General features: G+C 64.4%; 26 protein-coding genes. 11 read left to right on the forward strand and 15 right to left on the reverse strand.

The features are described from left to right. Positions 1-28: 28 nt before the first annotated feature. The 4 genes from JY451_08070 to JY451_08085 are packed head-to-tail and all read right to left on the reverse strand — an operon-like array spanning position 29 to position 3,777. On the reverse strand, positions 29-658 hold the full coding sequence (locus tag JY451_08070; GenBank protein QZH73742.1) for an ATP-binding cassette domain-containing protein: 630 nt from the start codon (positions 656-658) through the stop codon (positions 29-31). After that, positions 648-1,340, reverse strand: coding sequence for a molybdate ABC transporter permease subunit (gene modB, locus JY451_08075; protein ID QZH76644.1), 693 nt, complete (start codon positions 1,338-1,340; stop codon positions 648-650). The genes JY451_08070 and modB overlap by 11 nt, the downstream gene beginning before the upstream one ends. Beyond that, positions 1,340-2,119 (reverse strand): molybdate ABC transporter substrate-binding protein, encoded by a 780-nt coding sequence (gene modA, locus JY451_08080; GenBank protein QZH73743.1) that lies wholly within the window; start codon positions 2,117-2,119, stop codon positions 1,340-1,342. The genes modB and modA overlap by 1 nt, the downstream gene beginning before the upstream one ends. Positions 2,120-2,169: 50 nt before the next feature. Continuing rightward, positions 2,170-3,777 carry a CHASE domain-containing protein gene (locus tag JY451_08085; GenBank protein ID QZH73744.1) on the reverse strand — a complete coding sequence of 536 codons (1,608 nt, stop codon included), beginning with the start codon at positions 3,775-3,777 and terminating at the stop codon, positions 2,170-2,172. A gap of 276 nt (positions 3,778-4,053) precedes the next feature. On the opposite strand from JY451_08085, the gene JY451_08090 reads away from it, so the two are divergent. Genes JY451_08090 through JY451_08100 form a run of 3 tightly spaced genes read left to right on the forward strand, consistent with a single transcriptional unit; the run spans position 4,054 to position 6,075 of the window. Continuing rightward, positions 4,054-4,236: a hypothetical protein gene (locus tag JY451_08090; GenBank protein QZH76645.1), complete on the forward strand. Its 183-nt coding sequence runs from the start codon at positions 4,054-4,056 to the stop codon at positions 4,234-4,236. Beyond that, positions 4,233-4,868, forward strand: coding sequence for a sigma-70 family RNA polymerase sigma factor (locus JY451_08095; protein ID QZH73745.1), 636 nt, complete (start codon positions 4,233-4,235; stop codon positions 4,866-4,868). Before JY451_08090 ends, JY451_08095 begins: the two co-directional genes overlap by 4 nt. Positions 4,869-4,911: 43 nt before the next feature. Continuing rightward, the gene (locus tag JY451_08100; protein ID QZH73746.1) at positions 4,912-6,075 is read left to right on the forward strand and encodes an AI-2E family transporter; all 1,164 of its coding nucleotides are present in this window, start codon (positions 4,912-4,914) and stop codon (positions 6,073-6,075) included. A 63-nt stretch (positions 6,076-6,138) separates the two neighbouring features. Here the strand turns inward: JY451_08100 and JY451_08105 are convergent, their stop codons facing one another. Then, positions 6,139-6,750: a superoxide dismutase gene (locus JY451_08105; protein ID QZH73747.1), complete on the reverse strand. Its 612-nt coding sequence runs from the start codon at positions 6,748-6,750 to the stop codon at positions 6,139-6,141. A 179-nt stretch (positions 6,751-6,929) separates the two neighbouring features. On the opposite strand from JY451_08105, the gene JY451_08110 reads away from it, so the two are divergent. Together JY451_08110 and thiD are read left to right on the forward strand one after the other, a co-directional pair. Continuing rightward, the gene (locus JY451_08110; GenBank protein ID QZH73748.1) at positions 6,930-8,279 is read left to right on the forward strand and encodes a phosphoglucosamine mutase; all 1,350 of its coding nucleotides are present in this window, start codon (positions 6,930-6,932) and stop codon (positions 8,277-8,279) included. After that, complete coding sequence (thiD, locus tag JY451_08115) at positions 8,276-9,037, forward strand: bifunctional hydroxymethylpyrimidine kinase/phosphomethylpyrimidine kinase (protein ID QZH73749.1); 762 nt, start codon at positions 8,276-8,278, stop codon at positions 9,035-9,037. Before JY451_08110 ends, thiD begins: the two co-directional genes overlap by 4 nt. 59 nt (positions 9,038-9,096) lie before the next feature. Here the strand turns inward: thiD and nadA are convergent, their stop codons facing one another. Genes nadA through JY451_08135 form a run of 4 tightly spaced genes read right to left on the reverse strand, consistent with a single transcriptional unit; the run spans position 9,097 to position 12,576 of the window. Then, complete coding sequence (nadA, locus tag JY451_08120; protein ID QZH73750.1) at positions 9,097-10,083, reverse strand: quinolinate synthase NadA; 987 nt, start codon at positions 10,081-10,083, stop codon at positions 9,097-9,099. A 37-nt stretch (positions 10,084-10,120) separates the two neighbouring features. Continuing rightward, on the reverse strand, positions 10,121-10,903 hold the full coding sequence (locus JY451_08125; GenBank protein ID QZH73751.1) for a hypothetical protein: 783 nt from the start codon (positions 10,901-10,903) through the stop codon (positions 10,121-10,123). 54 nt (positions 10,904-10,957) lie between these two features. Further along, entirely contained in the window at positions 10,958-11,668 is a 711-nt protein-coding gene (locus JY451_08130) for a DUF4230 domain-containing protein (GenBank protein ID QZH73752.1), read from the reverse strand. Then, positions 11,653-12,576 carry an MBL fold metallo-hydrolase gene (locus JY451_08135; protein ID QZH73753.1) on the reverse strand — a complete coding sequence of 308 codons (924 nt, stop codon included), beginning with the start codon at positions 12,574-12,576 and terminating at the stop codon, positions 11,653-11,655. The genes JY451_08130 and JY451_08135 overlap by 16 nt, the downstream gene beginning before the upstream one ends. A gap of 130 nt (positions 12,577-12,706) precedes the next feature. Here JY451_08135 and glpK point away from each other — a divergent pair, with 130 nt between their 5' ends. Next, positions 12,707-14,182, forward strand: coding sequence for a glycerol kinase GlpK (glpK, locus tag JY451_08140; GenBank protein ID QZH73754.1), 1,476 nt, complete (start codon positions 12,707-12,709; stop codon positions 14,180-14,182). On the opposite strand, the gene JY451_08145 is transcribed toward glpK, so the two are convergent. Both JY451_08145 and JY451_08150 read right to left on the reverse strand, forming a co-directional pair. Next, the gene (locus JY451_08145; GenBank protein QZH73755.1) at positions 14,179-14,640 is read right to left on the reverse strand and encodes a DUF1465 family protein; all 462 of its coding nucleotides are present in this window, start codon (positions 14,638-14,640) and stop codon (positions 14,179-14,181) included. The genes glpK and JY451_08145 overlap by 4 nt on opposite strands. Before the next feature lie 115 nt (positions 14,641-14,755). Next, entirely contained in the window at positions 14,756-14,953 is a 198-nt protein-coding gene (locus tag JY451_08150; protein ID QZH73756.1) for a DUF465 domain-containing protein, read from the reverse strand. A 256-nt stretch (positions 14,954-15,209) separates the two neighbouring features. Here JY451_08150 and JY451_08155 point away from each other — a divergent pair, with 256 nt between their 5' ends. From JY451_08155 to tilS, 5 genes are all read left to right on the forward strand, one after another. Next, complete coding sequence (locus JY451_08155) at positions 15,210-15,365, forward strand: YdcH family protein (GenBank protein ID QZH73757.1); 156 nt, start codon at positions 15,210-15,212, stop codon at positions 15,363-15,365. 87 nt (positions 15,366-15,452) lie between these two features. Beyond that, the gene (gene ptsP, locus JY451_08160; GenBank protein QZH73758.1) at positions 15,453-17,726 is read left to right on the forward strand and encodes a phosphoenolpyruvate--protein phosphotransferase; all 2,274 of its coding nucleotides are present in this window, start codon (positions 15,453-15,455) and stop codon (positions 17,724-17,726) included. 102 nt (positions 17,727-17,828) lie between these two features. After that, on the forward strand, positions 17,829-18,689 hold the full coding sequence (locus JY451_08165) for a helix-turn-helix domain-containing protein (GenBank protein ID QZH73759.1): 861 nt from the start codon (positions 17,829-17,831) through the stop codon (positions 18,687-18,689). Between the two features lie 131 nt (positions 18,690-18,820). After that, complete coding sequence (locus JY451_08170) at positions 18,821-19,786, forward strand: tetratricopeptide repeat protein (GenBank protein QZH73760.1); 966 nt, start codon at positions 18,821-18,823, stop codon at positions 19,784-19,786. Between the two features lie 118 nt (positions 19,787-19,904). Continuing rightward, a complete protein-coding gene (gene tilS, locus JY451_08175; protein QZH73761.1) occupies positions 19,905-20,753 on the forward strand; it encodes a tRNA lysidine(34) synthetase TilS in 849 nt (282 codons plus the stop codon). Positions 20,754-20,774: 21 nt separating this feature from the next. Here tilS and JY451_08180 read toward each other — a convergent pair whose 3' ends face one another. The 4 genes from JY451_08180 to JY451_08195 all read right to left on the reverse strand — a co-directional run bounded on the left by JY451_08180 (position 20,775) and on the right by JY451_08195 (position 25,998). After that, positions 20,775-21,533, reverse strand: coding sequence for a L,D-transpeptidase family protein (locus tag JY451_08180; protein QZH73762.1), 759 nt, complete (start codon positions 21,531-21,533; stop codon positions 20,775-20,777). Positions 21,534-21,626: 93 nt separating this feature from the next. Further along, a complete protein-coding gene (locus JY451_08185) occupies positions 21,627-24,401 on the reverse strand; it encodes a phosphoenolpyruvate carboxylase (GenBank protein QZH73763.1) in 2,775 nt (924 codons plus the stop codon). After that, positions 24,398-25,021, reverse strand: coding sequence for a bifunctional 4-hydroxy-2-oxoglutarate aldolase/2-dehydro-3-deoxy-phosphogluconate aldolase (gene eda / locus JY451_08190; protein QZH73764.1), 624 nt, complete (start codon positions 25,019-25,021; stop codon positions 24,398-24,400). The genes JY451_08185 and eda overlap by 4 nt, the downstream gene beginning before the upstream one ends. Then, on the reverse strand, positions 25,018-25,998 hold the full coding sequence (locus tag JY451_08195; GenBank protein ID QZH73765.1) for a glucokinase: 981 nt from the start codon (positions 25,996-25,998) through the stop codon (positions 25,018-25,020). Before JY451_08195 ends, eda begins: the two co-directional genes overlap by 4 nt. Between the last annotated feature and the right edge of the window lie 25 nt (positions 25,999-26,023).

Here is a 26,023-nt window from a genome sequence, read left to right on the forward strand (position 1 = left end):
AACACCCCTCGCGCTTGCGGGAGGGGTGTTACTGGCCAACCATCTCCACCACCTTGCCCGCCAGCCGATCCACTTCGGCGGCGGAGTGGCTGACCAGCAGGATCGGCACTTCGAGCGTGTCACGGATGCGTTCGATCAGCACGGTCAGCGCCTCGCCCCTTCCGGCATCGAGCGAAGCCAGCGGTTCGTCGAGCAGCAGGAAGCGCGGGGCCGACAGCAGCGCACGGGCAATGGCGACGCGGCGGACCTCGCCGCCCGACAGCGTAGCGGGCCAGCGGTGCAGCAGGTCGCCCACTTCGAGCAGCTTGGCCACTTCGTTCTGACCGATCCAGCGGTGCTCTGGCGCGGCCAGTTTCTCGCCATAGGCAAGGTTGGCGGCGACCCGCTTGTGCGGGAACAGGCGGGCATCCTGGAATACGTAGCCCGCGCGGCGGCGTTCGGGCGGCTGGTCCACGCCCCGCGCGCTGTCGAAAAGCACTTCGCCCGCCACCGCGATGCGGCCGGAAGCGGGCTTCAGCAATCCGGCAATGCCATTGAGCACGCTGGTCTTGCCAACGCCCGAAGGCCCTACCAGTGCGGTCAGCTTCGCATCGGAGGCAAAGGTGAGGGCGATCTCGTTGTCGCCCACCCGCAGCGCCACATCCACGTCAAAGAACATGCGCGCGGCTCCCCTGCGATCGCCGCACCAGCCATTCGGACAGCAGCAGCGCGCCGAGTGAAAGCACGATCGAAATCACCGCCAGCCGCGCCACCATGCTCTCGCTTCCGGGAATCTGCAGGCCGGAATATATCGCCAGCGGCAGGGTGCGGGTCTGCCCTTCGATATTGGCGGCGAAGGTGATCGTCGCGCCGAATTCGCCCAGCGAGCGGGCGAAGCCGAGCATCGCCCCGGCGGCGATACCGGGCAGGCTGAGCGGCAGGGTGATCGTCAGGAAAGCATGCCAGCGCGATGCGCCCAGGGTCCGCGCCGCGCCCACCAGCCGCCGGTCCACCGCCTCGATCGACAGCCGCATCGCCCGCACCATCAGCGGCAGCGCCATCACTGCCGCCGCCACAGCCGCGCCGGTCCAGCGGAACACCAGCACCAGCCCGAAGGTCTCGTAAAGCCAGCTGCCCAGCGCCCCGTTGCGGCCCAGCAACAGCAGCAGCAGCCAGCCGGTCACGACCGGCGGCAACACCAGCGGCAGATGGATCGCTGCATCCAATAAGGTCCGCCCCGGAAACCGCCGCCGCGCGATCAGCCATGCCAGCGCATAGGCGACCGGCAGGGTCACCAGCACCGCCATCAGGCTGACCCGCAAAGAAAGTTCGACCACTGACCATTCGGCTGCGGTGAGCATCACTCGGCACTCGCTGGAGGCACGAAGCCATGCCCGGCAAAAATTTGCTGCGCTTGCGTACTGGATAGGAAGGCGAGCAAGTCGGCAGCCTGTGGATGGCGAGATTGAACCAGTTGTGCAGCGGGATAAGTGATCGCTGGTGCGTGTTCGGGAGCGAATTGTGCCACTACCCGTACTCGCTGCGAAGCCTTGGCGTCTGTGGCATAGACAATGCCGAGTTGTGCTTCGCCCGCTTCCACCAGCGCCAGCGCTGCGCGGACATTCTCTGCCGGGACGACGCGGCTTTCTACCTCGTCCCATAGCCCCATGCTTGCCAGCGCGGCACGGGCATAGCGCCCGGCAGGCACGCTTTGCGGATCGGCCAGCGCCAGCCGTCCGTCACCCAGTCCACGCACAATTTCTGCGATATCAGCGGTTTGGTCGGTATTTCCTGAGGCGACGAATACCAGAGCATTGCCGGCGATATCACGCCGACTTGCGGTATTCACCAGCCGGTTTTCCTCCAGCCAATCCATCCACCCGGCATCGGCAGAAATGACCAGATCGGCAGGTGCACCCTGCTCGACCTGTCGCGCCAGCGCCGGGGTTCCGGCAAAGGACAGCACCGGCGCGGGATTCCCCTGCGCAGCCCAGGCCGCCGCCACTTCTGTCAACGATTCCTGCATGCTGGCCGCCGCCAGCACCACCGGCCCGCGCGGCACTTCCTGCCCGCAGGAGGCTAGCAGGAACGGGGTGAGCATGAACGCAAGGCAGCGTTTGAAGAAACCGGAAGAATTCATCCAGCCGATGCTTAATCGGCGCGGGACACAGCGTCCAGCGGGCCGAAGGATCAGTCTGGTTTCACTTCGCTGCGACCGGCGCGGATCACGAATTCGGTCGCGCGGCGGACGGGGATCAAAAGCGCGCAGCGCACGCCGGCCGGATCGAATTCCAGTTCAACCGGATGGCGCAATTCGTGCGCCACAATCCGCTCGATCAGATCGGTGCCGAAGCCGCGCGTCCGTTCCTGCTTGACCGGTGGGCCGCCTCGCTCGACCCATTCGACCCGGACCAGATTATCCGCAACCGGTTGCCACTCGACTTCCACCCGACCACCCGGCGTACTCAACGCACCGTATTTGGCGGCATTGGTGGCCAGTTCGTGAATGGCTAATCCCAGCGAAAGGGCATCGTTGGGAGCCAGATCCACCTCGGGTCCGGTCATCGTCACGGCGCGATCACTGCCGTGTGCATAGGGCAGCAGTTCGGCCTGGATCACCGCGCCCACGGGAGTGGAGCCCCAGTCCGACTGGGTGAGCAGGTCGTGCGTTGCCGAAAGCGCGCGAATTCTACCGTCGAGGCTTTTGGCAAAGGTATCGACATTGTCCGCCCGTCGTTTGGTCAGGGCGATGATGGAGAGCACATTGGCCAGCGTATTCTTCACGCGGTGGTTGAGTTCACGCGTCAACGAATTGCGGATCGACGCCTGTTCCTCGAACCAGGCCAGCGAGGCCTCATCCTCCTGCGCCTGCTGCGTCAGCATCCGCACCAGCAGCATCAGTAGCGCCGCCACCAGCAAGCCGAAGATCAGTGTCGCCATCGAGAGGCCGGACAATCCACCTTGGCCACGTTCGCTGATGACCAGCTGCCACGGGTTGTTCGCAATCGTTACGGTCTGGACGACGCGCCGCAAAGAGTCGGCCTCGCCCTCGAAGGTGCTTGCGAGGAGCGTCGCGTCTTCCCCGTCGCCATCGTACACACGGACGCCGAAAGCACCCGCATCTTCCAGCGCTAGCGCACTCTGCAGGAAGTCTTCGGCATTGAACGGACTGTAGATAAAGCCCTTGAGGGCCCGACCGCCCGCGCCCGCTTCGAACACGGGCATATAGATAACGAACCCGGGTTGTTCATTGTCGACATCCTGCCGGAGCACCACCTTGTCAGTTGCGGCGGGACGCGCCGTGCGCTGGGCCTCCTGCATTGCCGCGCGGCGGACCGGTTCGGAGAACATATCGAACCCCAAAGCGCGGCGATTGCGCTCGGTATCGGGTTGCAGATAGGTGACCGGCGCTGCAAAGGGCTGGCTGCCGTCGGGCCGGGGATAGAGTTCGAACGCGGGGGTCTGTTCCGCTGCGCGCGCATTGTAAGCTTCGACCTGCGAAGCGGTTACGACCGGTGCCCAGCCAATGCCGTCGGCGCCGCGATAATCTGCATCCAGCCGCAGCTCTGAAACGAAGCGGCGAAAATCATCCGGGGGCACTTCGTCCATCGTCGATAGCAGCGCCGCCCCTGCACGCAGATAGGCGCTGCTGGCGTTGGCCCGACGCTCGAGAGCCGAGGCGACAGCCACCGTGCGCGCGTTGAGCTGGGCCCACTGCCGTTGATCTTCGCCGCGTTCGATAGCAAAAATGCTGAGGATGGTAATCGCAGAGAGCAGGAAAAAGATGCCGATCGGCATGCCGCGGGGATAGCGGAGTAGCCACCGCTTCGTCCTGCTCCGTCGCCCTGGCTGCTGCAACTCAAATCCCCGCCTGCGGTATCCCACAGCACCGCGCCCCATCCGTCTGCACGCTTTGCCGTGATTTCCCACGCAATACACGTGCAAAAATCTTGTTATGCGGGAACAAGAGACGGGCGGTTTCGTTCCTGCCTAACTAGATTGCGCGTGATTTTGCAAATTTGGCCCTTCCGGGACAGGATCGTATCGGGTGGGATCGACGGGATTAATAATGCCATGGCTCCGCCTGAGGATCAGAAGAAGATTTCCAAGCCTTTGAAAACAAGTGAAAAAATAAAGGACTCCGAGCCTGAATGGACTTCAGGACTGAAGCGTCTTTACGACAGTGTGCTGGATGAGCCCCTTCCGGACACCTTCAAAGCCTTGCTCTCCAAGCTGGACGAAAACGAGAGCAAATGAGCGAGCATAGTCAGCAAGCCGAAGTCACCGAACGCAGTTCGGACGACAAACGCGCCTTCAAGCGGGAACTGACCGAGGTCATCCCGCACCTTCGGGCGTTCGCACGCGGCCTCTGCGGTCGACCGGACATGGCGGACGATCTGGTGCAGGAAGCCCTGCTCAAGGCCTGGGCGGCGCAGAAGAGGTTCGAGCCCGGCACCTCGATGCGCGCCTGGACTTTCGTTATCCTCCGCAATGCCTACCTCACCGATATGCGCCGCAATCGCTTTCGCGGGGAATACGATGAGGGTGTGGCCGAACGCATTCTTACCGCACCTGCGGGGCAAGAAGAACCGATTCATCTGTCTGACTTGCATCGCGCGCTACTCACGCTTCCCGCGGAGCGGCGCGAGGCGCTGCTGCTGGTGGGCGCGGGCGGCTTCTCGTATGAGGAAGCGGCAAATATCTGTGGTTGCGCTGTCGGTACCATCAAGAGTCGTGTGGGCCGTGCCCGTGCCACACTTGCGAGCATGATCGAGGACGGCGGCATTCCTGACCGGGCGATCGGCGATCCTTCCGCCCATCGGGCGATACTCCACGAACTCGACGAGGTCGCCGCCGGTCGCGGTGAAGCTGCCGCTTCCAGCAAGTAGACATCTGCGATAAGAGCCGGCAATTCAGCGAAAAGGCAGCGGCATGACACCGGCGGGGGACAGTGACAATATCGCCGGAATGAGCGAGCCGCCGCCGCGCCGCCGCGCCATGACTTTCGCCGCGCAGGAACTGCGGCTGATTTCCGCGCTGGTGGTGCTGCTGGCGATCGGCCTATTCCTGGCCCTGCCGTTTGTCCTGTCAATCGGGTCGGTGGTGTTCCTGCCGCTGGTGGCGGCCCTGATCCTGACGATCATCCTTTCCCCGCTGGCCGACAAGCTTGCAAGCTGGGGCATTCCCAATTTCCTCGCTTCGCTGCTGGCGCTGCTGGTGTTTCTCGCAGTGCTGGCCCTGGCGCTGACAGCTGTGCTGACCCCGGCGATCACCCTGTATGATTCGATTCCCGAAATGTCGGCGCAGGTGGCGCGGCATTTCAATGATCTGCAAGTGACCTTCGCCTGGGTGGGCGACCTCAACGAGCAACTCGCGGCACTGACCGGGGAAGAGGGGGAGAAAGTCGTCCTCGCCAGCCCGACCATGCTCGAACAGCTCGCCTTCGCGACGCCCACGGTGCTGCTCGAAGTCCTGCTTACCTTCCTGCTGGCTTTCTTCATGATCGAAGCGCGGGTGCGGTTGCGTCGTCGCCTGTTGCTGGAGCGGCAGCAGGTCGGTGCCAGCCTCAAGGCTGCGCGCGCGCTGCGCGAAGTGCAGGACAGGGTCGCTGCCTACATTCTTACCGTCGGGCTGATCAATGTGGGTGTCGGGATTATCGTCGCGGTGGGTGCCTGGGCCTTGGGCCTTGAAGCACCGATCATGTGGGGCGGGCTGGCCGCGTTGCTCAATTTTGTCCCCTATATCGGTCCGCTGCTGATGATGGTGCTGCTCGGCCTGTTTGGATTGGGATCGGCAGATTCGGTGTTCGTCGGCTTGATACCCGCCGCCGCCTATCTGGGGCTGCACACCGTGGAGGCCAATGTCGTGACCCCCGGCGTACTGGGCGCGCGTTTCACCATGAACCCGGTGGCGATCTTGCTGGCACTGTCCTACTTCGGCTGGATCTGGGGCGTCGCCGGAGCGCTGCTCTCGGTGCCGATCCTGCTGACGCTGACCGCGCTGGTCGACCATCTTGGCAGACCGAATTTCATCGGTTTCCTCTTTGGAGAACCGTTGTTCCGCTCCAACGTGCTGGATTTGCAGGCCGAAAGCTGAATCTGCAACGCAAAAGGCCCGCTCCGGCGGAGCGGGCCTTTCGCAAGCTTGGACCTGATGGCGTCAGGCGGGGTAAGTCCACGCCGTGCCGCGTGCCAGGTTGTCGGAAGCAAAATCCCAGTTGAGATGACCGTCCACCACTGCATCGAGGTAGCTCGGGCGGGCATTCTGGTGATCGAGATAGTATGCGTGCTCCCACAGGTCGATCACCAGCAGCGGGTTCGCGCCGCTATCAGCCAGCGTGTCGGCATCGTGGGTGTCGGTCACCTGCAGCGTGCCACCCTTTGCGACCAGCCACACCCAGCCGCTGGCAAAATGGCCTGCGCCCTTGGCCTTCAGCTGATCCTTCAGTTCACCCAGCGAACCGAAGCTTTCATCGATCATCGCGGCCAGTTCGCCGCTCGGCCCCGTGCTTTGCGGCGCCAGCGAGTGCCAGTAGAAGCCGTGGTTCCACACCTGCGCCGAGTTGTTGAACAGGCCCTTGTCGGACTTGCGCGAAGCAACAATGATGTCTTCGAGCGGCTTGTCCGCCAGGTTGGTCCCTTCGATCGCAGCGTTGGTCTTGTCGACATAGGCCTTGTGATGCTTGCCGTGGTGGTAGCTGAATGTCTCTGCTGTGATGGCAGGCGCAATCGCCTCGACATCGTAGGGGAGCGGCATGAGAGTGATAGCCATGGGGTTATGTCCTTCCTGTTGTTCGCTTCCGGTCGTATCGATACAATGCGTCAGGTCCGCGCAAGTTGCATCGTGGCCGGAGTTTTCACCATCCACCCTGTCCGCCCGCTTGGGGCGTGACAATACGGGCGACAGGCGGCATGCATGGCCGCGCATCTGACGCGCGGCAAGAGAGAATTATGGGACGCACCTATTTCGGTACCGACGGCATTCGTGGCCGGGCCAACGGCAAGAAGCTGAACGCGGCCATCGCGATGAAAGTGGGGCAGGCGGCGGGCCGCCACTTCCTGCGCGGCGATCATAAGCACCGGGTTGTGATCGGCAAGGATACGCGGCTTTCGGGCTACATGATGGAAAACGCGCTGGTGGCCGGATTCACCAGCGTGGGCATGGACGTGATCATGACCGGGCCGATGCCGACCCCGGCCGTCGCGCTGCTCACGCGCGAAATGCGCGCCGATATCGGGGTGATGATCTCCGCCAGTCACAATGCCTTTGCCGATAACGGCATCAAGCTGTTCGGCCCGGACGGTTTCAAGCTCTCCGATGCCGACGAGGAAGCCATCGAAGCGCTGATGGGACAGGAGCAGGAGCTGGCGGAGGGCGAGGCCATCGGCCGCGCACGGCGGATCGAGGATGCGCGCGGGCGCTACATCCACGCGGTGAAGCGCGCGCTGCCTTCGGACCTGCGGCTCGACGGGCTCAAGATCGTCATCGATTGCGCGCACGGGGCGGCTTACAATGTTACCCCCACCGCGATCTGGGAACTGGGCGCGGATGTGATCGCAATGGGCGTCACACCCAATGGCCTGAATATCAATGACGGGGTCGGCTCGACATCGCTGGATGCGATCAAGGCCCGCGTGATCGCCGAAGGCGCGGACATCGGCATTGCGCTGGATGGCGATGCCGACCGGCTGATCGTGATCGACGAGAAGGGCGAAGCGGTGGACGGCGACCAGATCATGGCGCTGATCGGCAGCCGCTGGAATTTGAAAGGCTTGCTCAAGGGCGGCGGCGTGGTTGCCACCGTCATGTCCAACCTCGGGCTCGAACGCTTCCTTCAGGGCGAGGGGCTCGATCTTGTCCGCACGAGGGTGGGGGACCGCTACGTCCTCGAAGCCATGCGCAGCGGCGGCTACAATGTCGGCGGTGAGCAGTCGGGGCACATGATCCTGCTCGATCATGCCACCACGGGCGACGGCACGATCGCGGCCATGCAGGTGCTGGCGGCGATGATTCGCACCGGCAAACGCGCCTCCGAGCTACTCAACCTGTTCGAGCCGGTGCCGCAATTGCTCAAGAACGTTCGCTATGAAAGCGGCGATCCGCTGGCGGCGGCGAGCGTGCAGGCGGTGATCGCCGATGCCGAGGCGGAACTGGCTGAATCGGGCCGCCTCGTGATCCGCAAGTCAGGCACCGAACCGCTGGTGCGGGTAATGGCCGAAGGCGACGATGCAGTGCAGGTCGAGCGGGTGGTGGACGCAATCTGCGATGCCGTTTCCAAGGCAGTTAGCGAGGTCGTGTGAGCGGGAATCCCGCACGCCCCCCCCGAATTCTTGCCATCGCCGGATCGGATTCCTCGGGCGGCGCGGGCATTCAGGCGGATATCAAGACCATCACCATGCTCGGCGGCTACGCGATGACCGCGATTACCGCCGTTACTGCGCAGAATACTCGCGGTGTGCGCGGGGTGGAAGCTTTGTCGCCCGATTTCGTCGCCGCGCAGATCGATGCCTGCCTTGAAGATATTGGCGTGGACGCGGTGAAGATCGGCATGCTTGGCAGCGCCGATATCGCCGAAGTGGTGGCGGACCGGCTGGAAGACCTGCCTTGCCCGATCGTATTCGATCCGGTGATGGTGGCTACCAGCGGATCGGTACTGGCCGATCCGGCAACCATTGAAGTGTTCGAATGGCTGATGGAACTGGCCACGCTGACCACGCCCAACGTGCCCGAACTGGCGGCACTCGGCGGTGCCGCGGCGATGGCTGATCGAGGTGTCGCCTATCTCGCCAAGGGCGGCGACGCGGAAGGCCCGATGGTGGAGGACCGGCTGGTGCGTACCGGCATGGTCGATGTCGTGTGGACTGAAGCTCGCATCGTCACCAAGCACACTCACGGCACCGGGTGCACCCTCTCAAGCGCCATCGCCACTCACCTCGCGCGCGGGCTTGCGCTTGATGAGGCCGTAGCCGAAGCCCGCCGTTTCGTCCGGGCGGCGCTGATGGCAGCCCCGGGCTATGGGCTGGGTAACGGACCGCTAGGGCATCATGCGGTGCGCTAGAAACCGGCGAAGCGGCTTACGTGATCTGGCTATGACTTTGGCGGCCCGATCCGCCTCAATCACACCCTCCCCAAATCGCCTTTGCCGATAGTCCCACTCGCCATTTCGAGCATAGCGTCCAGGCTCTTCTTCGCGGCCAGTCGCAGGCTTTCCTCGATCTCGATACGTGGTTCGAGATCGCGCAGGCACAGGTACAGCTTTTCGAGATTGTTGAGCGCCATATAGGGGCAAATATTGCAGTTGCAGTTGCCGTCCGCGCCCGGTGCGCCGATGAAATTCTTTTCCGGCAGCGCCTTTTCCATCTGGTGGATGATGTGCGGCTCGGTCGCCACGATCAGCGTGTCGCCGGGGAAAGTACGCGCGAAGGTGAGGATGCCAGAAGTCGAGCCGACGTAATCGGCATGATCGACGATGTGCGGCGGGCATTCGGGATGCGCGGCCACCGGCGCATCGGGGTGCTGCGCCTTCAGCTTGAGCAGTTCCTTTTCGCTGAACGCCTCGTGGACGATGCACACGCCCGGCCACAACAGCATTTCGCGATCGAACTTGCGGTTGAGGTAGCCACCCAGGTGCCGGTCCGGTCCGAAGATGATCTTCTGGTCCTTGGGGATCTGCGACAGGATGGTTTCCGCAGACGAGCTTGTGACGATCACGTCGCTCAGCGCCTTCACCTCGGTCGAACAATTGATGTAGGTCAGCGCGATATGATCGGGATGCTTTTCGCGGAAGGCGCGGAATTTCTCCGGCGGGCAGGAATCCTCCAGCGAACAGCCGGCGTCCATATCCGGCAGCACCACGATCTTTTCGGGTGAGAGGATCTTGGCCGTATCGGCCATGAACTTGACCCCGCAAAAGGCGATCACATCGGCATCGGTTTCCGCCGCCTTCTTCGACAGTTCCAGTGAATCGCCGACGAAATCGGCGAGGTCCTGCAATTCGGGCTTCTGGTAATAGTGCGCGAGGATGACGGCGTTGCGCTCCTTGCGCAGGCGGTCGATCTCGGCGCGCAGGTCAAGCCCTGCAAGGCTGGTGGGCTGGTCGGTCATGCGTGGGAGATAGGCGGCAAGGGAGTGGACAGCAACATCAAAGGGGCGGGAAGAACGCTTCCAAAGGCCGCTGTGCCCCCGCTGTGCCTTCGATGAACCACAGCGTAAATTGCTCGCCCAAGGCGCTGTAGGCGAACAGGTCAGCCACGATCTGGATCGCGATCACGGTGCCGATCCCCACCAGCCACGCCGGATGCACCGCGCCGTAGCGGCGCTTGTCCGCCAGCGCGCCGGTGCCCATGAACAGCAGCGCCGGGAGCACGGCGGTGAGGTACCACACATAAGGGATCAGCAAGGGCGCGGGGACCAGCCGTCCGACCCCCGGCCCGGTGAGCATGGCGAAAGCGCAGAACAGCAGCCGCCGGTGCCAGCCGGTGTTGCGGCGGACCACGATGGCCGCACTCGCCAGTCCGGCGAAACCGAGCAGGTGCAGCGGATTGCTGATCAGGAACTGGTTCACGTCGAAGAACGGCGGCCCGCCGTGCGACTGGATCGAATAGCGGGTGATGAGCAGCCCCATGGTGACCACCGCTGGGATCATCAGCACCGACAGCCAGCCCAGTTGCCGATGCAGCGCCACGTGGTTCAGGAAAATAAGACTGTTCTGCGCCAGATAAAGTCCGATCCAGCCGAGCATCACGGCAGCGTGCAGATGCACCAGCAGCGGCGCGGCGAAACTGGATCGGCCCGTCGCGATGTTCAGCGTGAACCCGGCGAGGATCGTCGCCGACATGACGCAGGCCATGATGAGGAAAAAGGTCGCTTCGCCGCGATCCTGTGCGCCGGAAAACGGTCTACTTGAAGTTTGCCTGGTTGCCACGGCCTGCCCCCTGCCGAACCTGTGGGGGCTCCTTACCACTTTACGGACTTCGGCTCAACTGCCGGGAGCAGGCTCCCCTTCGAAGCGGACGCTCACGGTGACATCGCCAAAGCCCGCGACTTGCAGGGGAATGGCGAGATTCTGCTGCACCGCCTCGCGCGCGGCGGTGCGGGCGAGCGCCATGACTTCGGGGTTCTCCGCAAACTGGCGCGCGCTGCGTTCGGCGATCTGCGAATTGCTGCGGCTGAGCGAAGTCGAGGCGTCGCGGCTGACATAGATGCCATCGGTGAAATAGCGCGCCGAAGCCTCATCCAGATTGGGCGTCGAGACGGTCAGTGCGGGCAGCACCACGTCGAGCGTGGCGCTGGCCTCGTCCCAGACGAAGTCGGCGCGGTCCATGGTGGACAGGTCGAGCCGGTATTCCACCGTCGCGGGCACGATCATCGCCTGCCGCGATTCCAGCGCGCCGATTTCCACCGGACCCAGACTGGGAGTGGATACGCTTTCGGCGACCACATCGAAGCGGCTGGAAAAGACCGTCAGCGAATTCTGCTTCTCGAAGGCGACCATCGCGCTGGCGACCACGTCGCCTTCCTCTTGCGGCCCCCATTTCTCCCACGCGAGCCAGGCTAGTGCGACAGCCATCAGCGTTATGAGGACCCACAATGCCGGCGAAGCGGGGCGCAGCGCCGGTTCTCCGTAGGCGCGCGGTTGTTCGCGCAGGGTGGGGCGCAGGGTTTCGCTTTCTCTCAGCTGATCGACCATAGATCCCCCGAACGGCTGACCTGGCCGCGGCGTTCCATATCGATGAGATGGGCGAGCACGCTCATCCCGGCGGCAGGCCAGAGGCGTTCGTCGACGCCCTTGTACATGACGGGGACCATCTCCGAAATACCGAGTCCCCGCGCAGGCGAGGACCCCATGCCATTATCGCCTGAGGTCCCCGCCTGCGGGAGGATCCCGGAGGTGAGGAGCTTCGCAATCTGCCTTTCCCGCGCGCGGCGGTGGCCGATCATGCCGCGCACCAGCTGGCGCGGCTTTTCGACGGAAGGGCCGTGGGCGGGATAGTAGATGCGATCCTCGCGATCGTAGAGCAGCGCCAGACTGGCCAGATAATCGCCCATATCGCCATCGGGCGGAACAACGACGCTGGTGGCCCAGCCCATCACGTGATCGCCGGTGAACAACGCGCCGCTTTCCTCCAGCGCATAACACAAGTGGTTCGAGGTGTGCCCAGGCGTGGCGACGGCGGTAAGCGTCCAGCCGGTGCCCGAAATGGTCTCGCCGTCCACCAGCACTCGGTCCGGCGCGTAGCTGGTGTCGAAGGCCGCATCGAGCCGCGGCACATCGTCGGCCAGCGCCAGCGGCGCACAGCCAACAATCGGCGCGCCGGTCGCGGCGGCAAGCGGCGCAGCGGCGGGCGAATGGTCGCGGTGGGTGTGGGTACACATGATCGCGACCACCCTGCGGCTGCCAATCGCGCTGGTGAGCGCGGCAAGGTGCGCCGGATCGGCGGGACCGGGATCGATCACAGCCAAGTCGTCGGCACCCACCAGCCAGGTCTGGGTGCCGGTGTAGGTGAAAGGCGAGGGATTGGGCGCCAGCACCCGCGCCACCAGCGGTTCGACCTGATCGACAAGGCCGGTCGGCCAGGGTTGCGGGGGAATGGACATGATCCCTTTATGGTGATTGCCAATGTGCAAGTCACTCCCCTCCCGCTTGCGGGAGGGGCCGGGGGTGGGCAAGAATGCGCAACAGACCCACCCCCAACCCCTCCCGCTAGCGGGAGGGGAGGAGATTGTAATGACCGACCCGTCCATCCTCGTGCTGGATGAAGGCACCACCAGCGCCCGCGCGATGCTGTTCGCGCGCGATGGGAGCTTGCGCGGCGTGGCGCAGGAGGAGCTGACACAGTTTTATCCGCAGTCAGGGTGGGTGGAGCACGACGCGGGAGAAATCTGGGCGAAGACGCTCGCCTGCGCCCAGGCGATGGTGGCTCAGGCCGGTGGGGCGGAAAATATCGCCGCGATCGGCATCACCAACCAGCGCGAGACTGTGGTGGCGTGGGACCGTAAGGCCGGAGAACCGCTTGCCCGCGCAATCGTCTGGCAGGATCGCCGCACTGCCGATTTCTGCTCCGAGCTCAAGGTGGCGGGGCACGAGGAGGCAGTTCAGCGCAAGACTGGCCTGCTGCTCGATCCCTATTTCTCGGCTACCAAGATGCGCTGGCTGCTCGATCATGACGCGGCGGTAAAGTCTGCTGCGGCAGATGGCAGGCTGGCTTTCGGCACAGTCGAAAGCTGGCTGGTGTGGAATCTCACCGGCGGATCGCGGCATATTTCCGATGCCAGCAATGCCAGCCGCACGCTGCTGATGGCTCTTGATGGGGCAGATTGGGACGAAGGCCTGTGCAACCTGTTTGGCGTGCCACGAACTGCGCTTCCCCGAGTGGTCGATTGCGCGGGCGAATTGGCCATGACCAATCCCCATCTATTCGGCGCAAGCATTCCGATCGCCGGCATGGCAGGCGACCAGCAGGCGGCCACTATCGGCCAGGGCTGCCTCTCGCCGGGGCAGACTAAGGCTACCTACGGCACCGGGGCCTTCGTGCTGGGCAATACGGGCGCCAGCACCCCGCAATCGGAACACCGGATGCTCGGCACGGTGCTGCACCAGATCGAGGGCACAAGGCATTATGCCATCGAGGGTGCGGTGTTCGTCGCCGGGAGCCTGATGCAATACCTGCGAGACAGCCTCGGCTTGATCAGCAACGCGGCGGAGACCGAGGCGCTGGCGCGATCGGTGCCGGACAATGGGGGGGTTGTAGTCGTGCCGGCGCTCTCCGGCCTTGGCGCGCCGCACTGGCTGCCGGAAGCGCGGGGGATAATTTCCGGGCTTGGCTTCGATACCGGCCGCGCCCACATCGCCCGCGCTGCGCTCGAAGCGATGGCCCACCAGACCCGCGATCTTGCCACGGCCTTCGCTGCCGATGCCGCGCCTTGGAAATCGCTGCGGATCGACGGGGGCATGGCCGCCAACGACTGGATGGCGCAGGACATCGCCGACCTGCTCGATATCGAAGTCTGCCGTCCCGACTTCGTCGAAACGACTGCGCTTGGCGCCGCAATGCTGGCGGCAGTGGGCTGCGGCTGGCACGCGTCACTGGAGGAGGCGGCAGAGGCCATGATCGGACCGGGGCGGACTTTTCTTCCGCAAATGGCCCCTGCAATTCGCGCAAAACGGCTAGCGCGCTGGAAGGCGGCGCTGGCGAGGATCTAGCAGAATGCCTGCCCCAGCCGCTCGCGCAAGCGATGCACGGCTTCGGGCTGCATATTGAATTGCGCGCGCCAGGCCCGATCGAGACGCTCTATCCTGGCATAGAGCGTGAGCGAGCGTTCCACCACGTCACGGATATAGAAATCGAGCAGGGCCACCTGCGCCCGGTCCGGATCGGGCTGGGCCGGCGGCAGGCGGCCGTGGCGGCGCAGCTGGAATTCCGAAAGATCGCCGGCAAAATGGGCCCGGTGGTTGAGCAGCCAGGCCATCGCATGCATCATCCGCGTGGTCGTTCGCAAAGCCTCGCAGGACAGTGCCACTCGCCGCGCATTTTCCTGTGCGCCGCGCGGTGCGCGCGTGTCTTCCAGCTCGAACACCATCCGCGCTTCCTCGGTCAGCGCGAGCGCGTCCTCGTAGAGAGCTTCTACAATCGCCGGGGTTATAGTTGCAGCTATGGCCATGGAGGCGAGAGACTACGCCCGTTGCCTTCCCTGCGCCAGCAGCAACAGGGTTAATCTCCGCAGCGAATTGGCTCTGTCCCGCGCGGGTACGGTTCACTGGTGGAATCTGCGCAGTTCAGGCGATGATATCGGGGGTGAGATAGTCTTCCAGAATTGCGATCTGGTCGCGCAGCAGCAGCTTGCGCTTCTTGAGGCGAGCGACCTGCAACTGATCGGGCCCGCCGGTTTCCAGCAGCGCGGCGATCGCGGTGTCGAGATCGCGGTGCTCGGTGCGCAGCGCCGCCAGCCGCTTGATGATTTCCTGCTCCGTCACGCCTGTGCGCCCACCGCTATTTCCCGACCCCTCACGAACCTGTGCGGCCTATCAACTCCCGCCCGTCCGGGCACAAGGGCAATTCGTCGCCAGAGGATTTGGAGAATTAGGACTATTATGGTTTGATGACAATTGCGCGGCGCTCGTCGCACCTGGCGAGTCGCCGCTTCGAAGCGGTCTTACAGGCTTTATCCGCCTCCCGGCCGCTCCATCAAAGGGCGGATTGGCCGCCCGCCAGAGGCAAGGAGACGAGCAGATGGAATCTTCGCATGTCAGCGCCCTTCAGGAAAAGCACCGGGGCCTGGAAAGCCGGTTGAAGGAAGAAATGAACCGCCCGGCACCCAACGAAGTGACAATCCAGATGCTCAAGAAGCAAAAGCTGCGGATCAAGGAAGAAATCGCCCTGCATTAGATTCACTTGGATCCCTTCGGGTCGCACCGCAGGGACGATTTGCAAAAGCTGCGGCGTGCTATAGTCAAATAGCATGAGACCCATAGCATGACCGCAGCTACCGCCGCCCGCTCGATCCTGAAGTCGCTGCATGAGGTAATGGCTTCGCGTACCCACGCGCAGGCCAAGCTGAACCAGGTGGTCGAGACCATCGGCGAAGCCCTCGATAGCGAGGTCTGCTCGGTCTACCTCCTGCGCGAGGGGATGCTGGAGCTTTACGCCACGCGCGGGCTGAACCAGGCCGCCGTCCATGTCACCAGGCTGGGGGTGGGCGAAGGGCTGACCGGCACCATTGCGCAGAATATCGAGACGCTCAATCTCGACGAAGCCACCGCGCATCCCGAATTCCAGTACCGGCCCGAAACCGGCGAGGAGAAGTTCCATTCCTTCGCCGGGGTGCCGATCGTCAGGCGCGAACGGGCCATCGGCGTCCTCACCGTCCAGCATGTCGAGTCGCGCCGCTACGAAGAAGTCGAGATCGAGGCCCTGCAGACAGTGGCGATGGTGCTCGCCGAACTGATCTACAGCGCCGGGCTGGTCGATGGCGAGGTTCTCAACGGCGCAGCCTCCGAGGCGCTTACCGGACAGCTGGTTTGCGACGGGCTGAAGCTGGTGGCCGGGCTGGCCATTGGCGAGGCGGTGTTCCACCAGCCGCGCATCCAGATCGAGCAGACAGTCGCCGAAGATACCGAGGCCGAGCGCCAGCGTGTCTATCTCGCCTTCGACAAGATGCGCGAACAGATCGATAATATGGCCAATCTGGCTGAATTCGGCGCAGGTGAGGAACACGAGCAGGTCCTCGCGACCTACAAGATGTTCGCTTACGACGAAGGCTGGAGCCGCCGTATCAACGAAGCGATCGATTCCGGCCTCACCGCCGAGGCCGCGATCGAGCGGGTGCAGCAACGCACCCGGATGCGGATGCGGGAAATCGCCGATCCTTTGTTGCAGGACCGGATGCACGATCTCGAAGATCTCGCCAACCGGCTGATCCGCACGGTTTCCGGCCAACTCGGCACAGCGGCCCAGAAGGGGCTGACGCGCGATTCGATCCTTGTCGCCAAGAACCTCGGCCCGGCAGAACTGCTGGAATACGACAAGCGGCGGCTGAAAGGGGTGGTGCTGGAAGAAGGCTCGCTCACCGCGCATGTGGTAATCGTGGCGCGGGCGATGGGGGTGCCGGTGGTCGGCCGTATCCGCAATCTGCGCGGGCAAGTGCGCGATGGCGATATGGTGCTGGTGGATGGCGATGCCGGCAAGGTGACGCTGCGACCCGGCCAGAGTGTGCTGTCCACCTTCGAAACGCGCTTCCTGCGCAGCCGCGAGAAGCAGGCCGCCTATGCGGAAATGCGCGATGTCGAGCCTTTCACCCGCGATGGCGAACGCATCCAGGTGATGATGAACGCCGGTCTGAGAGACGATCTGGCGATGCTGGCGATGACCGGGGCGGACGGCATTGGACTTTATCGTACCGAATTCCAGTTCCTCGTGTCCTCCGCGCTTCCGGCGCGCGAAAAACAGGCGCGGCTCTATCGCGAAGTGCTCGATGCTGCGAAGGGCAAGAAGGTGATTTTCCGCACCGTCGATATCGGCGGTGACAAGTCGCTCCCCTATATTTCGAGCGCCAGCGCGCAGGAAGACGAGAACCCGGCGATGGGTTGGCGCGCGTTGCGGCTGGCGCTGGAGCGCGAAGGACTGATGAAGGCGCAGGCCCGCGCGCTGCTGGAAGGCGCGGCGGGGCGCGAATTGAACGTGATGTTCCCGATGGTTTCCGAACCGTGGGAATTCGACGCCGCCAAGGCCGTGTTCGATGGGCAGCTGGCGTGGATGAAGGAACGGCGCCGCCAGCTGCCCAGCGCGATCCGTTACGGGGTGATGCTGGAGGTCCCTTCGCTCGCCGAAACGCTCGATCTGCTGCTGCCGCGGCTGTCGTTCATTTCGATCGGTACCAACGATCTGACGCAATTCCTGTTCGCTGCCGATCGCGCCAATCCAATGCTGGCGGAGCGCTACGACTGGGTCAGCCCTTCGATCCTGCGCTTCCTGGCGCGCGTGGTGCAGAACTGCGTGGGCCATCCGGTCGATCTGGGCGTGTGCGGGGAAATGGGTGGGCGAAGGCTGGAAGCACTGGCGCTGATCGGACTGGGCATCCGTCGCCTTTCGATCACGCCTGCCGGGGTCGGGCCGATCAAGGAACTGGTGCGCAAGGTCGATACCCGCGAGATCGGCGAAGCCATGCGCGGCTGGCTCGCCTCGCCCCCGCCGAATATGCGCAAGGCATTGCAGGATTGGGCCGGGGAGCGGGGTATCGAAGTGGATTAGTCGCTGTTGCGCTGCACAATGGCTTGACTCATAGGGTCTTGGCAGTGGAAATGCGCGCCACCGGGTTCGCGCATAACCCAGCATCCCCCAGCTGGAACACACATGGTCGATAATACGAAATTGGAAAACGAGTTGCCGGAGGTTTCCGAGCCGAATGGCGTGGGCTGGCACCTGCGCAGGGCGCGTGAGGAGAAGGGCCTGTCGCTCGAACAGGTCGCTGCGGAAACTCGTATCTCGAAACGGCATATCGAACATATCGAGGCGGGCGAATTCGATGCCCTGCCTGCGCGCGCCTACGCCGTAGGCTTTTCGCGCACCCTGGCCAAGACGGTCGGGCTGGATCAGGCCGACGTGGTGGCGATGGTGCACGCCGAAATGCAGGACGATCGCCCGCGTGATCGCCATGCCGGAACAGGTGGCGGAACATTCGAGCCGGGTGATCCGGCCCGATCGCCGGGCGGAAGGCTGGTGTGGTTTTCGCTTTTCGCGGTGGTGCTGTTGCTGGCGGGGATTTTCTTCGCCGCGCGGGTATTCTTTGCCCCGGCCGCAGAACTGCCCTCGCTGACGCAGGCCGAACAGGATGGGCAAGAGGCAGCACAAGCGCAACAGGCCGGGACTTCGGGCAACACTGCCGCGCCCGCGAATGCTACAGGGCCGGTGGTATTCACTGCAACGGGCGAGGTGTGGGTGCGCTTTTACGATTCGCAGGATCGCATTCTTTCGGAACAGACGCTTGCCGAAGGCGAGAGTTATACCGTGCCCGCCGATGCGGTGGGTCCGAAAATCATCACCGGGCGGCCCGATCTTTTGACGATCACCGTGGGCGGGGAAGCGGTGCCCCCGCTGTCGGAGGAGCTGGTGACCGTTAGCGACGTGGACGTCTCTGCCGCCGGCTTGCTGGCGCGCAACGCGCCAGCGCCGACCGCAACCGGTGCCGGACCGCCTGCCGCAACTTCCGAGTAAGCGCCGATTAGCGGGGAATAAGGGTGATTGCCCGCTTTCGCCGCATGGTTAATCCTCTATCTTGGCGCAGCATGGCAGGGTCGCTTCGCTCAGGATCTGGGCATCGAAGTGTGACGAGGAGGATTTAGGCGATGAAATGGTTGAGCGCGGACAGGATTGTGGTCGCTCCGCTGGCACCCCGGTTCGTGGCTGGCGCGGTGGGCGCGGCGTTGGTGCTGGTTGCTACCCCGGCGGCGGCGCAGTCGAATTCGCGGCTCGAACGGATCGAAGCGCAATTGAGCGCCCTGCAGCGCGCCGTCTTCCCTGGCGGGGATGAGCGCTTTTTCGAGCCGGAGATTACCCCCGAAGCCCGCACCACCAATCCGCAACAGCCCTTGCCGCAGGTCAACACCAGCGCGCTCACCGATGTGCTGGCACGGCTGGATGCCATCGAAACGCAGCTCGCCCGCCTCACCGCTGCGACCGAAGTGAACGAGAATGCGCTTTCCTCGCTGGAGACGCGGCTGGTGGCGCTGGAAAGCGGCGCCTCTGCAAATCCACCGCTCGCGGCGGCCGCCACACCTGCGCCCACGCCCGCGCCGACGGGCACGATTCCGGTTCCGGGGGGAAATGCGGCACTTCCCGCCCCGCCACCGCAACCCCAGCAGGCCGCGCCCACGCCTGCGCGCGTCGCCGCCGTACAGGCGATCGCAAAGCCCGCCACCGGCGATCAGGGTGAGGACGAATATACCTATGGCTTCCGCCTCTGGGATGCGGGCTTCTACCCCGAAGCGCAGCAGCAGCTGGCGCTGTTTATCGAACGCTATCCCGGCCACCGGATGATTTCCTTCGGCCGCAACCTGCTCGGTCGGGCGTTCCTCGATGCCGGTGATCCACGCACCGCGGCGACGCATTTCTTCGAGAACTACCAGTCCGACGGCCAGGGCGCGCGGGCAGCCGACAGCCTGCTCTACCTCGCCGAAAGCATGATCGCCCTGAACGACACCCGCCGCGCCTGCATCGCGCTTGCCGAGTTCGGTGAAGGCTATCCGGCGCTGGCGACGGGCCGCTTGCAGGGCCAGTACGCCACGCTGACCGGAAGGGTCGACTGCGATTGATAGCCCCTCCGATCCTGCCGTAGACCCCGCATTGGTCGCACGCTTCAAGGCAGTGCTCGATCGGCTGAACCCCGATGGCGGCAGGATCGGCCTTGCCGTCAGCGGCGGGCCGGATTCGATGGCGATGCTGCTGCTGGCGCAGGAAGCGATTCCCGGCGGGTTCGAGGTGGCGACGGTCGATCACGGACTGCGACCTGAGGCGAAGGACGAATGCGCGCTGGTGGTGGCGGCTTGTGCGGAGCGGGGGGTGCCGTGCGAGGTGCTGACCGTGCAGGTGGGCGCGGGGAACGTGCAGGCGATGGCACGGGAAGCGCGGTATCATGCAATCGCCGATTGGGCCAATGCGAAGGTTATCGAGACGGTGGCGACAGCACATCATCTGGATGATCAGGTCGAAACGTTCTTCATGCGGTTGAATCGCGGTAGTGGATTGGCTGGACTGTCCGCGATCCGGGAAAGCGATGTAGTTCCACATCCTGTCTGGATTATCGCCCTTGTCCGCCCCTTGCTAACTTTTCGGCGCGCCGAATTAGCTGGCATCATCGCTAGCAGCAGGGTGGCCTACGCAAGCGACCCGAGCAATGAGGATGACCGTTATGATCGCGTGCGCATGCGCAAGGCTCTTGCCGAATGCGATTGGATCGATTTTCAGGCGGTTGCCAAGTCCGTTCGTCTGATTGCAGAAACAGATGGAATTCTGACTGCCTTCGAAGCGGAGGCGATTTACCGGCAAGTCCGCTGGGTTGGTGGGGAAACGCGCTTCCGCCCCACGGGATATGCTTCGCTGGACTTTCGCATCGTCCGCAGCCTGTGTTTCACAGATGAAAAGTCGGTCCGTGGGGACGCGGTCTGGAGGTTATTAGTTGGTCTGAGGCGCGGCGAAGGAGGAAATGTGGGCGGCGTCCTCGCTACGATCGACGGTGACGAGTGGGTGTTCCGCCCCGAACCGCCGCGGCGGACGGGGTGATACTCTGCGCTCAGGGAGAACTCAGCCGTCCGAATGCTCCAGCGAACCGCCGACGCCAGTCATCACCCCGTCGGTGATAATCACCACGTCGCCCACTTCCGCAATCTCGTAGAGGCGCGAGACGAATTCGTCCGGCACGCCGATGCAGCCGTGGCTGGCGTAGCCCAGTTCCACCGTCGAGCCGCCGTGGATGGCGATGCCGTCCCAGGTCAGCCGCAGCGTCCAGGGCATCGGCGCGTTGTTGTAGCGTTCGGAGACGTTGTGGCGCTCCTTGGTCAGGATCGGGAACACGCCGGTCGGCGTCGGGTGGCGTTCGGTGCCGAGCAGCGCGGCGGCGGCGCCAATTTCATAGCCATTGCGGAACACGCTGATGACGCGCGCCTGCAAGTCGACGGTGATGACCAGCGGGCCATCCGGAACGCCCTCGTCATCCCAGTGCCATTCGCCGTAGCGGATTGGCCCTTCGATCGGCAGGACCCGCTTGATAACGAAGGGGTTGTCCGCGTCATAGGCGGGCACATCCTGCACCACTGCGCGCGATTCAAAGCGGGCCATCTCCTCCGCGGACGCGGGATCGTTGCCGTAATAGTGCTCGTCCGCTGCCGTCGGCGCGCTGTCCGCAGTGGCGATGGCACCATCCTCGTCAGCCAGCACATCCTCGGCGGAGAGCCGGACATCCTGCTCCTGCGCTTCGAGCGGATTGCCGAAGAACAGCACGCTGCCCAGCAGCGCCACCACGAGCAGCGTCAGTCCGCCGATCCATTTCACGCCAGTGTTCATGCGAACGGGCTTACCGGAAATTCGCTGCAATTTCCATCGCCCGCTGCGGCTCGTCCCGATGCGAGACGGCGCCTGCCAGGAAGTTAAGCGCAGCTAACCATGCGCACCGAACACATTGGCAATCGCGGTGCCGATCCGCAGCGAGAGCGCGTGGGCGCGTTCAATCGGGTCGATGAAGTCTCTGTGGATCGCTTCGTAGCCTTCGTCGGAGCCATCGGGCCAGTCGGTCGGTTCGCTAAGATCGAAGCGCGAAATCTGCGGGAAGCTGACCGGATAGGCGCGGCGTAACTGTGCCAGCGCCTCGTCAATGCGCAGGGTAAAGACCATTTCCAGCACGTCGTCACGGCTGACATCGTTGGCGCGGCTGAACACCGGCACGCTCACCGCGCGGATGAACATCGCCTGCAGCAGCGCCAGCCGCAGCGCCTGCAACACCCCGATCATCCGCCGCTTGTCCTCGCGGCCCTCGGTCGGGGCTTCGTCGGGAATGTGTGCGAGCAGCCGGTGCAGCTTCATCGCATCCACCCGCAAGCGGCTGGCGAGGCGGCGGAACACGCCGACGCGGTCATCCTTCACCAGATACTCGCTCAGCGCCTCGCAGGCAGAGGTCAACTGGCTTTCGGTGCCGCGATAGGGTCGGCTGGCCCAGTAGGCGGAATTGAACAGTTCGCCATAGGCGGCCACGGTCTTGACGCTGGCGAGCGCACTGGCGGCGCGAACCAGCCGCACCAGCTCGCGCCCGCGCGGGCTTTCGGCCAGCAGCGCGCCGAGTTCTTCGTAGTTGCTCTCCGCGGCATGGCCGATCCCGGCGATCACGTTCACCGGATAGCCGAGTTGCTGCAGGATGGCGTTGTGCGGGATGGCGCGGATTTGCCTTAAGGACATTTCGCGGTCGGCGGAAAGGTCGCTCTGGCGGCGGCTGACGCGGCTGCCGGTGGCGTTGAGCAGGCCCAGCCCGAAGGCAGTGATCGCGCGGGAATAGGTACGGCTTTCGAGATGCTCGCGCTGGTGATCCTTGATCGCGCGGTAGAAATCGAGGGAGAGATCGGTGCGGCGGTAGAACGGATCGACCGGGGCATCGGCATCGGTATCGGCGGGGCGCAGGCAGGCGATCCGGGTGAGCGTGGCGCGCGCCAGTTCGGGGGTGGCAAACCAAAGGTAGCCGTCGCCGCCCTGAAAGCTCACCTCGGGTTCCAGCACGATGCCAGCGCGCGCAAACCGCCGCTTGGCCCAGGGCGAGAGCGCCCAGTCGAGCCGGTCCGCCATCTTGGTCGGGTGGGCGCCGCGGCCCATGCTTTCGCCGTGGGTGTTGAAGATCAGCGCCGCGACATCGGTGAGACCGTTCGCTTCCATCGCCTGGCTGAGGCGGCCCTGCAACCGCTCGATGGCGAGGCTCGCGGGCACCTGCCCGACGAAGCGTCCGGCATCGGAAAACCCGGTCTGGATCGCCACCCGGCCACGCTTGCGGGCGTAATCGCGATAGACCTGTTCGGCGAGCAGCTCGTCGAGGAACCGCCCGCCGTGCTCCAGCGCAGATTCGGTTTCGAACAGCGGCGAGACATCGACCTTGTCGGCAATTCCGAACAGATGCGCGAAATAGAGCGCGGCGAGTACCGTCGCGGGCTCCTCGCACTCGGCCACCAGCATCCGGATCGGCGCATCGGCGTCCACATGGGCAAGGATCTGCGCCATCGCCAGGAATTGCCGGATCGCGGTGGAGGCCTCGATCGCCAGCGCACCGAAATTACTCCGCCTCGGCTTGATCTCCGCAATCGCCCGGCGCAGGTGCACCACTGCACCCTTGCTGGCGAGATCGAGATTGCCGTCGGGATCGATGCGGCGGCGGATGGCGTTGTGGAGTTGCTTGGCGTTCACCCGAAAATGGATCCAGCCCATGCCCAGCCCGTCTGCGCGCATGGCGGCGGCGAGGGATTTGAGAGCGACGGCGCGGGGACCATCCGTGCAGTCTTCCGCCTCTGCCTCCAGCGCATCGATATAGTTCCCGAGCGAGAGCAATTTGCGCGGGTCGCTGGCGGTCAGCCGGTTGGCGGCGACCGAAAGCGCGGCAGGATCGGACAAGTCGGCGGCGAAGTCGTCGGCGCGTTCCCGCGCATAATCGGCGGCGGGGCGCACTTCACCGAGCAGCGGGTGCGCGACATCGATGGCTTCAAGTGAGGCCGTGTACCGCGCCAGCCGCTCGGCCTTTTCGGAGAGGCGGAAGCCGATCGAATTGGCCCAGGTGATATCCGTCCGCCCGTCCATGTCGTATCCCACCCAGCTGGCGAAGCGGAAGGGGAGGGGGGCCAATTCGTGCCAGCGGCCGGGCCAGGTCGCCTGCGCATGGGTAAGCACTTGCGCGACGATGGCATCGCGCGCGTCCTGCGCATGGGCGATGGCTTGCATGGCGCGCATGTGTTCGTAGGCGAGCGTGACCTGCGGGCGCGGGCCGCCCACAACCTCTGCCGCAATTGCATCGCCCTGCGAAGCCGCTGATGCCACCGCCTCGGACTGGCTGGGCGTCAGCAGGAACGTCGGGTGCGCGGTAAACACTGCGTGCAGGTTCGGCCGCTCCCAGCGCGCGCGGAATGCGTCGAAATCGCCCGCATCCAGCACCTCCGCGAGCGCATCCGCATTGCTGGCATGATCGAGCGGGGCGACCATTCGCACCAGTCGGTCCGCCCGCGCTTCCAGCGCTGCCACTTCCAGCTCGGCAATCATCGCCTCGATGTCGTCGAGGCTGAGCTCGCCCGCCTCAAGCTGGCGCGAGACATCGTGGGCCAGCTGGAAGACCGGATTGAACAGCGGGGTTTCGACGGTGCGCTGGTGCAGCGCCTGCAAGCGGTCGGTCAGTTCGCCGACCCGGCTCATGCCGCCGCCAATCCGCTCGCTTCGCGTGCCAGCGCCACGATCTCCTCGGGCGAGGCGCCTTTGGGCGCGACCCAGCTGCCGCCGACGCAGAGCACCGGCTCCAAAGCCAGCCAGTCCGCCGCATTGTCGAGCGATATGCCGCCGGTGGGGCAGAACTTGCACTGGAAAAACGGCGCGGCGAGACTCTTGAGGGCGGGAATGCCGCCGTTGGTCATGGCAGGGAAGAACTTGAAGTGCTTCAAACCGAGATCCATCCCGCGCATGATGTCGCCGGCGTTGGCAATGCCTGGCAGGAACGGCACGGCGTGCTTGATCGCCGCCTTGCCCAGCTTCTCGGTCAGGCCGGGGGAGACGATGAATTCCGCTCCTGCTGCCAGCGCCTCTTCGAGCTGCGTTTCGTTTACCACTGTGCCCGCGCCGACAATCGCGCCGGGAACGAGGTTCATGCGACGGATCGCGGCGATCGCATCGGGCGTGCGCAGCGTGACTTCGAGCACCCTGAGCCCGCCTTCCACCAGCGCTTCCGCGGTTTCGCGGGCGTGGCCCACATCGTCCACCACCAGCACCGGGATGACCGGAGCAGTTCGCATTATCCTGTCGATAGCGGCGCTGATGCTCATGCTTGCTCTCCGTGCTGGAGGAAATAGGCTGCCGCCGCGCCGAACAGGCCCGGCTGCGGGTGGGTGATAAGCTTGACCGGCAGTTTCGCCATCAGCCCTTCGAAGCGGCCCTTGGCGCGAAAGCGTTCGGCAAAGCCCGACTTGGGCAAATGATCGCGCAGCCGGTACCCCAGACCGCCCGCGATCACCACTGCGCTTGCCCCCTGCGCCAGTGCGGTATCGCCCGCGACGGCGCCGAGCGAGAGGCAGAAGCGGTCGATTGCGGCAGCAGCGAGGCTGTCGCTGCCGTCCATTCCGGCGGTCCAGATCGCAACGTCATCGAGTTCGGCCATCGCCCGACCTTCGAGCGCACCGAGCGTTTCGTAGATATCGACAATAGCGGGGCCGGATACCACCCGCTCGGCCGAAACGCGGTTGTGGCGCTTGCGCAGCCGCACGAGGATCGCATCCTCGATGGGATCGAGCGGGGCAAAATCGACGTGTCCGCCTTCGGTCGCCTGCACATGGGTGAATCCCTTGCCGTCGCGCCAAAGGTGCGCAACGCCCAGCCCGGTTCCGGGGCCAAGCACGCTGATCGTGCCGCTGGCAGGAAGATCCTCGTCCGGCCCGGCGAGATGCAGGAACTGGTCTGCCGGGGCGCGGGCAACCGCATGGGCCACGGCTTCGAAATCGTTGACCAGCACGTACCCTTGGCACCCCAGCTTTTCCGGGATCAGCGCCGGGCGAATGATCCACGGGTTATTGGTGAAGCGGATCACGTCACCGCCCACCGGCCCGGCAATCGCCATCGCCACGCGCGGGGGCAGGGTGCCGCCCTTGCGTTCGCGGTAATCTTCCCAGGCGGTCTGGAAACTGGCGTGATCGTCGGTGTGCAGGGTGATCGGCTCGTCCAGCGTGATCGTGCCGTTGCCCGACTGGCTGGCCAGCGCAAAGCGGGCGTGAGTGCCGCCGATGTCTACGGTAACAATCTCGGTCATGCCCTCTTCCCCCTGTCCCATTTTT

Source organism: Erythrobacter sp. (genome assembly GCA_019739335.1).
Classification (GTDB): Bacteria; Pseudomonadota; Alphaproteobacteria; order Sphingomonadales; family Sphingomonadaceae; genus Alteraurantiacibacter.